1 protein-coding gene (only partly in view) is annotated in these 14,204 nt (G+C 75.6%); it reads right to left on the bottom strand.

What is annotated here, in order from left to right; translation table 11 throughout:
- Positions 1 to 23: 23 nt before the first annotated feature.
- Positions 24 to 14,204, bottom strand: the 3' portion of a protein-coding gene (locus ACJ6WD_RS14000) for a type I polyketide synthase (RefSeq protein WP_407615870.1). 14,292 nt of this gene lie beyond the right edge of the window; the window shows 14,181 of its 28,473 coding nt (coding positions 14,293-28,473); its start codon lies off the right edge, out of view; it ends in the stop codon at positions 24 to 26.

Here is a 14,204-nt window from a genome sequence, read left to right as displayed (position 1 = left end):
GGATGTGGTCATGGTCCGCTCTTTCAGCTCTGTCCACGCTCGTGGGAGGAGTTGCCGTCGAACGCCGCCTGCACCAGGTCGGCGACGTCCATGGCGTCGATCGATGCGTCGTAGGCGTCGTCCGCCGTCGTGGTGGCCGCGTCGTCGGTGGCCGCGGCCTGTTCGGCGGCGAGCTTCAGCAGGGGGTCGAGCACGCCGATCTCGCGCAGTCGCTTCATGGGGACGGAGGTGAGGAGGGCCCGGATGCCCGCGGCGTCCGCCTCGTCGTCGCCGGCCGCCTCCTGCCCCGGTCCCTCGTCGGGGACGAGCCGGGCCAGGACGTGGTCCGCCAGCTCGCTGGGGTTGGGGTGGTCGAAGACGAGCGTGGCGGCCAGGGTCAGTCCGGTCGCGGCGCCGAGTTGGTTGCGCAGTTCGACGGCGCTGAGGGAGTCGAAGCCGAGGTCGCGGAAGGCCCGGTCGGCCCCCACGGCGTCGGCCGTGGGGTGTCCCAGTACCGCCGCGGCGCGGCTGCGGACCAGGTCCAGTACGGTCCGGGCGCGCTGCGCCGGTGTCTGGCCCGTCAACTGCTCGCGCAGGGCGTCAGCGGTGGCGCCGGCGCCGCTGTCCTGCGCCGCCCGGTCCTCGGTGCCGGCCGGCACGCCGAGCAGCGGGCTGGGCCGTACGGCGGTGAAGGAGCGGACGAACCGGTCGCGGTCGAGGTCGGCGACGATCTCGGTGGGCCGTCCGTCCATGACGGCCCGGCGCAGCGCCACGACGGCGAGGTCCGGGTCCAGCGCACGGATTCCGGTGCGCTGGGCCAGGTCGGCCGCCCGCTGGTCGGCCGCCATGCCCTCGCCGCCCCACACGCCCCAGGCGACCGAGGTCGCGGCCAGGCCCCGGGCCCGGCGGTGTTCGGCGAGCGCGTCGAGGTAGGCGTTGGCGGCGGCGTAGTTGGCCTGGCCGAGGTTGCCGACCGCTCCGGAGGACGAGGAGAACAGGGCGAAGACCGCCAGGTCCCGGTCCTGGGTGAGGTCGTGCAGGGCCAGGGCCGAGGCGGCCTTGGCGCGGAAGACGGCCTCGTAGCGGTCCGGGGTGAGGCTGTCGAGGACACCGTCGTCCAGGACGCCCGCGGTGTGGATCACCCCGGTCAGCGGCGCGTCGTCGGGGACCGCGGCGAGGACCGCGGCGAGCGCGTCGCGGTCGGCGGCGTCGCAGGCGGCGAGGGTGACCTCGGCGCCCAGTGCGGTCAGTTCGGCCCGCAGGCCGTCCGCGCCGGGGGCGTCGGCGCCCCGGCGGCTGAGCAGCAGCAGGTGCCGGGCGCCCGCCGCGGCGAGCCGGCGGGCGACCTGGGCGCCCAGGGCTCCGGTGCCGCCGGTGATCAGGACGGTGCCGGTGGGCTCCCACTCCGCCGCGCCCTGCCCGGCCGGTACGGGCACCAGTCGGCGGCCGAGGGCGGCGGAGGGCCGGATCGCGATCTGGTCCTCTCCCCCGGGGGCCCTGAGGGTTTCCGCGAAGCGGGCCGCGGTCCGCTCGTCGAGGGTGTCGGGCAGGTCGATCAGTCCGCCCCAGCGCTGCGGGTACTCCAGGGCGGCGACCCGCCCCAGGCCCCACACGGCGGCCTGGGCGAGCCCGGGCACCGGTTCGGCGGGGGCGGCCGCGACCGCGCCGCGGGTGACGCACCACAGGGGTGCGGCGATCTCCGCGTCGCCGAGCGCCTGGAGCAGGGCGGTGGTCAGGGCCAGTCCCGCGGGGGCCGTCGCCGTGTCGGGGCCGGGCCCCTCGGCGAGGGCGAGCAGGGAGACCACTCCGGTGAACTCGCCCCCTTCGTCGACCAGTTGGTGCAGTCGCGCGGCCAGCGCCACGCGGTCCGGGCCGGGTACTTCCAGGCGCACGGTGTTCGGGCCCAGGGCGGCGACGGCGTCGGCGGCCCAGGCGTCGTCGGACGAGCCGGCGGGGAGCACGGCGAGCCAGGTGCCGGCCGGGGCGGGGGCGGGCTGTGCGGTGAGCGGCTGCCAGCCGATCTGCTGCCGCCACCCGTCGACGGTGTGCTCCTCGTCCCGCCGGCGGCGCCAGTCCGCGAGCGCGGGCAGCACCTTGGCCAGGGCGTCACCGTCGACGTCGAGGGTCGTCTCCAGCGCGGCGAAGTCGGCCTCGCGCACCGCCGACCAGAAGCCGTCGTCCGCCTCGGCCGGGGCGCCGGGGTCGGCGGCGGACTCGGTGGCCGGCCAGTACCGCTGGTGCTGGAAGGGGTAGGTGGGCAGGTCGGTGCGGCGGGGCGCGGTCGCGGCGGTGCCGAACAGCGCGTCCCAGTCGGGGGCGATTCCCTGGACGTACAGCCGGGTCAGGGCGCTGAGCACGGACTCCTGTTCACCGCGGTCCCGGCGCAGCGCCGGTACGGTGACCGGCTGCGTGGGCAGGGCGTCCAGGGTGTCCTGGGCCATGGCGCAGAGCGTGCCGTCGGGGCCGAGTTCCAGGAAGGCGGTCACGCCGCGTTCGGCCAGGGTCTGCACCCCGTCGGCGAAGCGGACCGCCTCGCGGACGTGCCTGACCCAGTAGTCCGGGTCGCACACCTGCTGGTCGGTGGCGGCCCGGCCGGTCACGTTGGACACGAGCGGGATCGCCGGGGCGTGGTAGGTGAGGGTCGCGGCGACCCGTCGGAAGTCCTGGAGCATGGCATCCATGTGCACGGAGTGAAACGCATGGCTGACCCGCAAACGCGTAGTCTTCCGGCCGTCCGCGGTGAACTTCTCCGCCACCTCCGACACGGCGTCCTCGTCGCCGGAGAGCACCACCGACCGCGGCCCGTTGACCGCGGCGAGGCACACGTCGTCGGCCAGGTGCGACCGGGCCTCCTCCTCGGACGCCTGGACGGCGATCATGGCGCCGCCCGTGGGCAGGGCGTTCATCAGCCGCGCCCGGGCGGCCACCAGCCGGCACGCGTCGTCCAGGGAGAGGACCCCGGCCACGTGCGCCGCGGTGATCTCGCCGATCGAGTGCCCGGCCACGAAGTCCGGGCGGATGCCCCACGACTCGACCAGCCGGAACAGCGCCACCTCGACCGCGAACAGTGCGGGCTGGGTGAAGCCCGTCGCGTTCAGGCCCTCCTCGTCACCGAACATGACGTCCCGCAGGGGGAGGTCCAGTTCCGTGTCCAGGTGTGCCGTCACCGCGTCGAGGGCCTCGGCGAACACCGGGTAGCGGGCGTGGAGTTCACGTCCCATGCCCACCCGCTGCGAGCCCTGGCCGGAGAACAGCACCGCGAGCTTGCCCCGGCGCTCCGCCGCCCGGCCGTGCAGGACCTGGGGGGTGTCGAGGCCGTCGGCGAGCGCGGCCAGGCCGGCGAGGAGCTCCTCGCGGTCTTCGGCGAGGACGGCGGCCCGGTGGGCGAAGGCCGACCGGGTGGTGGCCGCGGACAGCGCCACCTCGGCGACGGTGAGGTCCGGACGGGCGGCCACGTGGGCGTGCAGCCGTCGGGCCTGGGCCCGCAGCGCCTCCGGCACGGTGCCCGTCACCGGGACCGGCAGCAGGCCGGCCGGCTCGGGGCGGGCGGGTTCGTCCGCCGTGACCGGTGCGGGCTGCTCGATGATCACGTGGGAGTTGGTGCCGCTGGCGCCGAAGGCCGAGATGCCGGCCCGGCGCGGTCGTCCGGTCTGCGGCCACGCGACCGCTCCGGTCAGCAGTTCGACGCCGCCGGCGGTCCAGTCGACGTGCGCCGAGGGCTCGTCGATGTGCAGGGACCTGGGCAGGACGCCGTGCTGCATCGCCAACACCATCTTGATCACGCCGGCGACGCCGGCGGCGGCCTGGGTGTGGCCGATGTTGGACTTCAACGAGCCCAGCAGGAGGGGCAGTTCGGGTGCCCGGCCCTGTCCGTAGGTGGCCAGCAGTGCCTGCGCTTCGATGGGGTCGCCCAGGGTGGTTCCGGTGCCGTGGGCCTCCACCGCGTCCACGTCGGCCGGCGCGAGTGCCGCGGCGGCCAGCGCCCGCTGGATGACCCGGCGCTGCGAGGGCCCGTTGGGCGCGGTGATGCCGTTGCTGGCACCGTCCTGGTTGACGGCGGAGCCGCGCAGCACCGCGAGGACCTGGTGCCCGTTACGGCGGGCGTCGGAGAGCCGTTCCAGGACGAGGACGCCGACGCCCTCGGACCAGCCGGTGCCGCCCGCGGCGGACGCGAAGGGCCGGCAGCGGCCGTCCGCGGCGAGCGCCCCCATCTCGCCGAACTCGACGAAGTTCACCGGGCTGGACATCACCGTCACGCCGCCGGTGACGGCGAGGGCGCACTCCCCCGCCCGCAGCGCCTGGGCGGCCAGGTGGAGCGCCACCAGGGACGACGAGCAGGCCGTGTCGACGCTGACGGAGGGGCCTTCCAGACCGAAGGTGTAGGACACCCGGCCGGAGAGCAGGCTCGCCGACTGGGCGGTCTGCGCGTGGCCGAGCTGGCCGGCCTCGGGCCGGTAGTCGCCCGATCCGCCGCCGACGAACACCCCGGTGTCGCCGCCGCGCAGCCCGACGGGGTCGATGCCGGAGCGCTCCAGCGCCTCCCAGGTCGCTTCCAGCAGGATGCGCTGCTGCGGGTCCATCACCATCGCCTCGCGCGGCGAGATCCCGAAGAACCCGGGGTCGAAGTCGGCGACGTCGTAGAGGAAACCGCCTTCGCGGGTGACGGTCCGGCCGCGGCCGTTCCGGTCGCCGCGCAGCAGTCGGTCCAGGTCCCAGCCGCGGTCCGTGGGGAAGCCCCCGATGGCGTCGACTTCGTCCGTGACCAGCTGCCACAGGTCCTCGGGCGAGCTGACCCCGCCCGGGTAGCGGCAGCTCATGCCGACGATGACGACCGGGTCGTCGGTCGTGGCGGCGGACCCCACCCGCAGGGCCGCGCCGTGCTCCGCCATTTCCTCGCCGAGGAGTTCGGCCCGCAGGTGGTCGGCGAGCGCCTCGGCCGTGGGGTAGTCGAAGACGAGGGTCGCGGGCAGTGCGAGACCGGTGGCGGTGGCCAGTTGGTTGCGCAGGTCCACTCCGGTCAGCGAGTCGAAGCCGAGGTCCCGGAACGGCTGGCCGGACGGTACGGCGTCGGCGTCCGCGAACCCGAGCACCGCGGCGACCCGGGTGCGGACGAGGGCCAGCAGGACCTCGGTCCGTTCCGCGGCCGGGCGGGCGGCGAGTTCGGCGCGCAGGCCGGTCGCGGTGCCCGCCGGGCCCGCCTCAGCGGCGTCCGGCTGCGCGAGCGCCGCCCGCGCCTCGGGCAGTTCCGCGAAGAGGGCACTGCTCCGGTTGCGGGTGAAGGCGGGCGCGAACCGGTCCCAGCGGACGTCGGCGATCGTCACCGCGTCGGTGTCGAGCGAGTGGGCGAGGGCGGTCAGGGCCTGCGCGGAGTCCATCGGCGGCAGGCCGTTGACCCTCAGGTGGGCCGCCAGGCCGTCGGACGCGAGGCCGGCCCAGCCGCCCCAGGCGACCGTCACGGCCGGCAGCCCGCGCTGACGCAACACCCTTGTCGCGCAGGCGAGTTGGGCGCCCGCCGCGGCCTCGATGACGCGGCCACCGGCGCCCCACGTCGCGGCGATCGTGGAGAAGAGGACGAACGCGTCCAGGGGACGGTCGCCCGCCGCCGCCTCGGCGATCTCCGCGAGCTGCGCCACGTTGGCGCGCAGTGCGGCCAGGGCGGCATGCGGCTCCGCCGCGTCGGACGGCTCGTCGGTGTGCACGACGGCGGTCAACGGTGCCTCGGCCGGCAGCGCGGCGAGCGCGGTCAGCAGTGCCTCCCCGTCGGAGGGGCCGCAGTCGAGGACCGTCACCGGCACGCCCAGATCGTCGAATGCCGGCCGCGCCGGCGCGCCATCCGGGGCGGTGGGGTCGGCCAGCACCAGGTGCTGGGCGCCCTGCCCGGCGAGCCAGCGGACGCACTGGCCGCCGGTGCCGGCGGCCGGGCCGACGATCAGGACCGTGCCGGTCGGCTGCCACGGTGTCGCGGGGCCGTCGTGCGCGGCGCGCACCAGCCGTCGCCCGTAGAGACCGGAGGCCCGCAGCGCGACCTGGTCCTCGGCGCCGATGCCCGCGAGGACGGTGCGGAACCGTTCGGCCGCGCGCCGGTCGAGCACCGGCGGCACGTCCACCAGACCGCCCCAGCGGTCCGGGTGGTCCACGGCGGCGACCCGGCCGATTCCCCACACCATCGCCTGGGCGGGGCTGACCTCGGCGTCCGTGCGGCCCACCGACACCGCGTCGCGGGTGACGCACCACAGGGGGGCGTCGATCCCGGCGTCCGCCAGGGCCGCCACGGCCTCGGTCGGCCAGGCCGGTCCGGCGGGGAGCGCGTCGGCGTACGGGGCGGCGAGCAGTGAGACCGCTCCCGTGAACCCGTCCTCCTGCGCCGCGAGTTCGGTCAGCCGGCCGGTGAGCGCGGCGCGGTCGGTCGGGTCGGCCTCGACGAGGACGGCCGTCTCGCCGAGGGCGGCGAGGACGGCGGCGGTCCACACGTCGTCGGTGCCGCCCGTCGGGACGAGCGCCAGCCACCGTCCGGTGAGGGTGCCGGGCGCGGTGCCGGCCAGCGGGGCGAAGGTCACCCGGTAGCGCCAACCGTCGACGGTGGAGCGTTCGACGCGCTTGCGGCGCCAGGCGGACAGGGCGGGGACGAGGGTCGCCAGTGCGGCGTCGTCGAGTTCCAGGTCGTCGGCGAGCGCCGGGAGGTCCGCGCGCTCCACCGCGTCCCAGAAGTCGGCGTCCGCGGAGTCCCGCGGGCCGTCGTGGTGGGGCTCGGCGGCCGCGACCTCGGGCCAGAACCACTCCTGCTGGAAGGGGTAGGTGGGCAGGTCCACGCGGCGGGCGCCGGTACCGGCGAAGACGCCCGACCAGTCCACCGCGACGCCCACCACGTACAGCTGGGCGAGCGCGGTGAGCAGCGCGGTCTCCTCCGGCCGGTCCTTGCGCAGCGCCGGAACGACGGTCGCGGTCCCGTCCAGGGTGTGCTGGGCCATCGCGGTCAGCACGCCGTCCGGGCCCAACTCCAGGAAGACCGAGGCGCCTTCGGCCTCGAGCGTGCGCACGCCGTCGGCGAAGCGCACCGTCTCCCGCACGTGCCGCACCCAGTAGTCGGGCGAGCACAGCGACTCCGGGGCGGCGACCTGACCCGTCACGTTGGACACGACGGGGATCTGCGGGGCCTCGTACGACAGCTCCTCGGCCACCCGGCGGAAGTCCGCCAACATCGGCTCCATCAACGCCGAGTGGAAGGCGTGGCTCACCGCCAGGCGTTGCGTCTTGCGCCCCTCGCCGGCCAGCTCTGCCGCCAGGGCGAGCACGTCGGCCTCCCGGCCGGCGAGGACGAGCGCCTCGGGGCCGTTGACCGCCGCGATCGACACGCCCTCGACCAACCGCGGACCGACCCCGTCCTCGGACGCCTGGACGGCCACCATCGCGCCGCCCGCGGGCAGCGCCTGCATCAACCGCGCCCGGGCCGCCACCAACGCGCACGCGTCCGCGAGCGAGAACACCCCGGCGACGTGCGCCGCCGCGATCTCACCGATCGAATGCCCGGCGACGAAGTCCGGTCGCACGCCGAGGGACTCCGCCAGCCGGAACAGCGCCACCTCGACGGCGAACAACGCAGGCTGGGTGAAGCCCGTCTCGTCCAGGCCGTCCGCGGCGCCGAACAGCACCTCCCGCAGCTCGTCGTCGAAGTGCGCCAGCACCTCGTCCAACGCCGCCGCGAACACCGGGAACCTGTCGTACAACTCCCGGCCCATGCCGACCCGTTGCGCACCCTGACCGGAGAACAGCACCGCCAGCTTCCCGTCGCTCCCGCGGGAGACGCCGCGGGCGAGTTCCCGCACCGCCGTCCCGTCGGTGGCGAGCACCGCGCGGTGGGCGAAGGCCGAACGGCCGGTGGCCAGGGAGTGGCCGACGTCGAGCGGTGACGCCCCGGTCAGTGCCGAGACCCGCTCGATCTGGGCCGCCAGCGCGGCCGCGGACTTGCCCGACACCGGCCACGGCACCAGGCCCGGCACCGTCACGGGCTCCGGCGCCACCGGCTCCTCGGTGTCCGGTGCCTGTTCGAGGATGACGTGGGCGTTGGTGCCGCTGACACCGAAGGCCGAGACACCGGCCCGCCGGACCTGCCCGGTCGCGGGCCAGTCCTGCTGCTCGGTGACGAGCGCGACCGAACCGTCGGTCCAGTCGACGTGCGAGGACGGGGCGTCGATGTGCAGGGTCTTGGGCAGGACGCCGTGGCGCATCGCCAGGAGCAGCTTGAGGGTGCCGGCGACGCCGGCGGCCGCCTGGGTGTGGCCCAGGTTGGACTTGACGGCTCCGACCAGCAGCGGCCGCGGCCGGTCCGGCCCGTAGGCGGCGATCAGGGCGCCCGCTTCGATGGGGTCGCCGAGGGTGGTGCCGGTGCCGTGCGCCTCGACGACGTCGATGTCGGCGGGGGCGAGGCGGGCGTCGGCGAGGGCCTGGCGGATGGCGCGCTGCTGGGCCCGCCCGTTGGGCGCGGTCAGCCCGTTGGAGGCGCCGTCCTGGTTGACGGCGGTGCCGCGCACGATGCCCCACACCTCGTGGCCGTTGCGGCGGGCTTCGGAGAGGCGTTCCAGGACGAGCACGCCCACGCCCTCGGACCAACTCGTGCCGTCGGCCGCTTCGGCGAAGGGCTTGCACCGCCCGTCGGGGGCCAGACCGCCCTGGATCGTGAACTCGGTGAAGGCACCGGGGCTGGACATCACCGAGACGCCGCCGGCCAGGGCGAGGGTGCACTCGCCGTTGCGCAGCGCGTTGGCGGCCATGTGCAGGGCGACCAGCGCGGAGGAGCAGGCGGTGTCGACGGTGACGGCCGGGCCCTCCAGCCCGAAGGTGTAGGACAGCCGCCCGGACAGGACGCTGGCGGTGTTGCCGGTCGCGACGTGGCCGCGGAGGTCGGCGGTGCCGGTGCCCTGACGCAGCAGCTCGGTGTAGTCCTGGCCGTTGGTGCCCACGAACACGCCGGTGCGGCTGCCACGCAGGGTGGTGGCGTCGATGCCGGCGCGTTCGAACGCCTCCCACGAGGTCTCCAGCAGCAGCCGCTGCTGCGGGTCCATGGCCAGTGCCTCGCGCGGCGAGATGCCGAAGAAGGCCGCGTCGAAGAGGCCCACGCCGTCCAGGAACCCGCCTTCGAGGGTGGCGGAGGCACCGTGGGCGAGCGCGTCGAGGTCCCAGCCGCGGTCCGCGGGGAAGCCGCCGATGGCGTCCTCGCCGCGGCTCAGCAGCTGCCAGAGGTCCTCGGGCGACCGGATGCCGCCGGGGAAGCGGCAGTTCATGCCGACGACGGCGATGGGGTCGTCGTCCGCCGCGCGGCCGGCGGGGGCCGGGCCGGCCACGTCCACCGCGGGGAGGGTGCCGAGGAGTTCGCCGAGCAGGAAGTCGGCGAGTGCGGTCGGGGTCGGGTAGTCGTAGACGAGGGTCGCGGGCAGTTTCAGGCCGGTGGTGGCCGTGAGGGTGTTGCGCAGTTCGACGGTGGTCAGCGAGTCGAAGCCCAGGTCGCTGAAGGCGCGGTCGGCGCCGATGTCCGAGGTGCCGGCGTGTCCGAGGACCGCGGCCACCCGGGTGCGCACCAGGTCCAGGACGAAGCCGGGGCGCGCGGTCGGCGAGAGTCCGGCGAGCCGCTGGCGCAGGGCCGGCTCCGGCAGGGCGGCGTGCTCGGCCCCGGTGGGCGTGGCGGCCCGGCGCAGTGCGGGCAGGTCGCCGACGAGGGGACTGGGGCGCAGGGCGGTGAACACCTCCGCGTAGCGCGGCCAGTCGATGTCCGCGAGGGTCAGCGTCGGGGCGCCGTGCTCGATCGCCCGCCGCAGGGCGGTGAGGGCGAGTTGGGGCGGCAAGGGGGTGTAGCCGCCGCGGCGGATGCGTTCCTGGACGCTGGTGCCGTCGGCCGCCATCCCGGTCTCCGCCCAGGGGCCCCAGGCCAGCGAGGTGGCGGGCAGGCCGTGGGCGCGGCGCCGTTCGGCGAAGGCGTCGAGGAAGGCGTTGGCCGCCGCGTAGTTGCCCTGGCCGGGTGCGCCGAGGGTGCCGGCGACGGAGGAGAAGAGCACGAACGCGCTCAACTCCTTCTCGCGGGTGGCCTCGTGGAGGTTGACGGTGGCGGTGACCTTGGCGCGCAGGACGGCGCCGAACTGCTCGGGGGTGAGGGTGTCCAGGGTGCCGTCGTCGACGGTGCCCGCGGTGTGGAACACCGCGGTGAGCGGCTGCTCGTCGGGGACGGTGGCCAGGAGCGCGGTGAGCGCGTCGCGGTCGGCGGTGTCGCACGCCGCGAGGGTGACCCGGGCGCCCGACTCCTCGATCTCCGCGGCCAGTTCGGCGGCGCCGGGCGCGTCGGCGCCGCGACGGCTGACGAGCAGCAGGTGCGGGGCGCCCGCCGCGGCCAGCCACCGGGCGACGTGTCCGCCGAGGGCGCCGGTGCCACCGGTGACGAGCACGGTGCCGGTGGGGCGGAAGGTGCCGGTCTCGGGGGCCGGTTCGGCGCGGTGGTGGGACAGGCGGCGGGCGAAGGCCGCGGTGGCGCGCAGCGCGAGTTGGTCCTCGCCGCCGCCGTCGGTGAGGACGGTGGTCAGGCGACCGAGGGTGGTGCCGTCGAGCGCGTCGGGCAGGTCGACGAGACCGCCCCAGCGCTGCGGCTGCTCCAGTGCGGCCACGCGGCCCAGGCCCCAGACGGCGGCCTGTGCCGGCCGGGCCGGGTGCTCGGCCCGGTCCACGGCGACGGCGGTGCGGGTCACGCACCACAGGGGCGCCTCGATGCCCGCGTCGCCGAGGGACTGGACGGCGGTCGCCGTCAGCAGCAGGCCGGTGGTCGTGGTGTCGGCGGGGTCCTCGGCGCCGTCGCCGGCCGTGGCCAGCAGGGACAGGACGCCGTCGAACGTGCCGTGTTCCGCGGCGAGTTCGGTCAGCAGCCCGGTCAGCTCGCGGCGGTCCGGGGCGGTGACGGTGAGGCGTACCGCGGCGGCGCCCAGGGCACCGGCGACCGCCTCGCACCACGCCGGATCGCCGTCGGCCGGTACGAGCACCAGCCAGGTCCCGGCGGGGCGGGCGGTGACCGTCGGGGCGGTCAGGCGCTTCCAGGTGGTGCGGTAGCGCCAGCCGTCGATGGTGGAGCGCTCCCGGCTGCGCCGCCGCCAGGCGGAGAGGGCGGGCACGACGGTCGTGAGGGTGTCGTCGTCCAGGTCCAGTGCGGATCCCAGGGACGCGAGGTCCGCGCGCTCCACCGCCGACCAGAAGTCGGCATCCGCGGCGTCGGCGGGGTGGGCCGGTGCGGCGGCTTCGGCGCTCGGCTCGGGCCAGAAGCGCTGGCGCTGGAACGGGTAGGTCGGCAGGTCGATGCGGCGGGCCGCCCGGCCCGCGAACACCGCGTCCCAGTCGACCCGGACCCCGTGGAGGTGCAGTTGGGCCAGTGCCGTGGTCAGGGCCGGGGCCTCGGGGCGGTCCCGGCGCAGGGCCGGGACGGCGGTGGCGCGGGTCTCCTCGTCGGTGCCTTCGCGGACCGCGCCGCTGAGCACCGCGTCCGGGCCGAGCTCGAAGAAGGTCGTCACGCCGTGCTCGGTGAGCTGCCGCACGGCGTCGGCGAAGCGGACGGTGCCGCGGACCTGCCCGGTCCAGTACTCCGGTGCGGCGAGTTCGTCGTGGGTGAGCAGGGTGCCGGTGACGGTGGACACCAGCGGCACGGTGGGTGCCTGGCAGGTGACGTCGCGGACGACGCGGGCGAAGTCCGCCAGCATCGGGTCCATGTGCGGCGAGTGGAAGGCGTGGCTGACGCGCAGTCGCCTGGTGCGGCGGCCGCGCTCCTCGAAGTGCGCCGCGACGGCGTGCACCGCGTCCTCGTCGCCCGAGACGACCAGGGAGGTCGGGGTGTTGACGGCGGCGATCGCGGCCCGGCCCTCGTACGGGGCGAGCACGGCGGTCACCTCGTCCTCGGTGGCTTCGACGGAGGTCATGGCGCCGCCGGCGGGCAGTGCGGCCATCAGCCGGCCGCGGGCCGCCACCAGGGTGCAGGCGTCCTCCAGGGAGAGGACTCCGGCGGCGTGCGCGGCGGCGAACTCGCCGATGGAGTGGCCCGCGACGTAGTCGGGGCGCAGGCCCCAGGACTCGGCGAGGCGGAACAGGGCCACTTCGAGGGCGAAGAGGGCGGGCTGGGTGTAGTGGGTCTCGTCCAGCAGCGCGGCCTCGGGGGTGTCCGGGGCGGCGAAGAGGATCTCCCGCAGCGGACGGTCGAGTTCCAGGTCGAAGCGGGCCAGTACGGCGTCCAGTGCCTCGGCGTAGACCGGGTGCCGGTCGTAGAGCTCGCGGCCCATTCCGGGGCGCTGGCTGCCCTGGCCGGTGAAGAGGAAGGCCAGTCGGCCGTGGTCCGGACGGCCGGTGAGCAGCCCGGCGTCGGCGGTCGCGTCGCGCAGTGCGGTCAGGGCCCGGGTGAGGGCGTCGTGGTCGTCGATGACGACGGCCGCGCGGTGCTCCAGGGCGGACCGGGAGGTGGCGAGGGAGTGTGCGAGGTCGGTCAGCGGCAGGTCGGGGTGGTCGGCGAGGTGGGACAGCAGCCGGCCGGCCTGGGCGCGCAGGGCCGCTTCGGTGTGCCCGGACAGCAGCACCGGCACGGTGGCGGCATCGTCCGCGCCGGTGGGCGGGGTGGCGGTGGTGTCCTCGGACGGGTCCTCGGGGGCCTGTTCGAGGATGGTGTGGACGTTGGTGCCGCTGAGGCCGAAGGAGGAGACGCCCGCGCGGCGCGGGTGTCCGGTGCTCGGCCAGGGCAGCGGCTCGGTGAGCAGTCGGAGGGCGCCGGAGCTCCAGTCGACGTGCGAGGAGGGCCGGTCGACGTGCAGGGTGCGCGGCACGGTGCCGTGCCGCAGGGCCATCACCATCTTGATGACGCTGGCGACGCCGGACGCCATCTGGGTGTGGCCGATGTTGGACTTCACCGAGCCGAGCAGCAGCGGGTGTTCGGGGTCGCGGCCCTGGCCGTAGGTGGCGAGCAGGGCCTGCGCCTCGATGGGGTCGCCGAGGGCGGTGCCGGTGCCGTGTCCGTCGATGACGTCGATGCCGTCGGCGTCCACCTTGGCGTTGGCCAGTGCCTGCCCGATGACGCGCTGCTGGGACGGGCCGTTGGGCGCGGTCAGGCCGTTGGAGGCGCCGTCCTGGTTGACGGCGGAGCCGCGGACGACGGCGAGGACCCGGTGCCCGTTGCGGCGGGCGTCGGAGAGGCGTTCGACGAGGACCAGGCCGACGCCCTCGGCCAGGCTCATGCCGTCGGCCTGGTCGGAGTAGGCCTTGCAGCGGCCGTCGGCGGCCATCGCGCGCTGGCGGCTGAAGCCGACGAACGCGGCGGGTGTGGACATGATGCTGACGCCGCCCGCGAGGGCCAGGGAGCTCTCGCCGTTGCGCAGGGACTGGCAGGCCAGGTGCAGCGCGACCAGGGAGGAGGAGCAGGCGGTGTCGAGGGAGACGGCCGGGCCCTCGAAGCCGTAGGTGTAGGAGAGCCGGCCGGACAGGACGCTGGAGATGGTGCCGGTGATCAGGTGGCCCTCGGCGCTCTCCGGGCTCGCGCCGGAGGCTCCGTAGTCCTGGTAGCTGGCGCCGATGAAGGTGCCGGTGCTGCTGCCGCGCAGGGTGGCGGGGTCGAGACCGGCGTGCTCCATCGCCTCCCAGGACGTCTCCAGCAGCAGGCGCTGCTGGGGGTCCATGGCGAGGGCCTCGCGGGGCGAGATGCCGAAGAAGGAGGCGTCGAACTCGGTGGCGTCGTGCAGGAAGCCGCCGCGGGTCGAGTAGGTGTGGCCGGCCCGGTCGGGGTCGGGGTCGTAGAGGCCCTCGGCGTCCCAACCGCGGTCGGTGGGGAACTCGCCGGTGGCGTCGCCACCCTCGACGACCAGGCGCCACAGGTCCTCCGGCGAGCCGACGCCGCCGGGGTAGCGGCAGCTCATGCCGATGATGGCGATGGGCTCGTCGTCGGCGGCCGCGGTGTACGTGGTGGGGGCGCCGGAGTCGGCCGCGGCCCCGGTGAGGGAGTCGCGCAGGAAGGTGACGAGGGCGCGCGGGTTGGGGTGGTCGAAGACCATGGTGCTGGGCAGCGCGAGCCCGGTGACGGTGGCGATCCGGTTGCGCAGGTCGACGGCGGTCAGCGAGTCGAACCCGACGTCGCGGAAGGCGCGTTGTTCGGAGAGCACGTCGGGCGAGGCGTGGCCCAGTGCGGTGGCGGCCTCGCCGCGGACCAGGTCCAGCAGGAGCCGTTCCTG

Origin of the sequence: Streptomyces sp. VTCC 41912, from assembly GCF_045799175.1 — a bacterium.
In the GTDB taxonomy this organism is placed as follows: Bacteria; Actinomycetota; Actinomycetes; order Streptomycetales; family Streptomycetaceae; genus Streptomyces; species Streptomyces albulus_C.
This window is presented reverse-complemented; position numbering and strand designations above follow the sequence as displayed.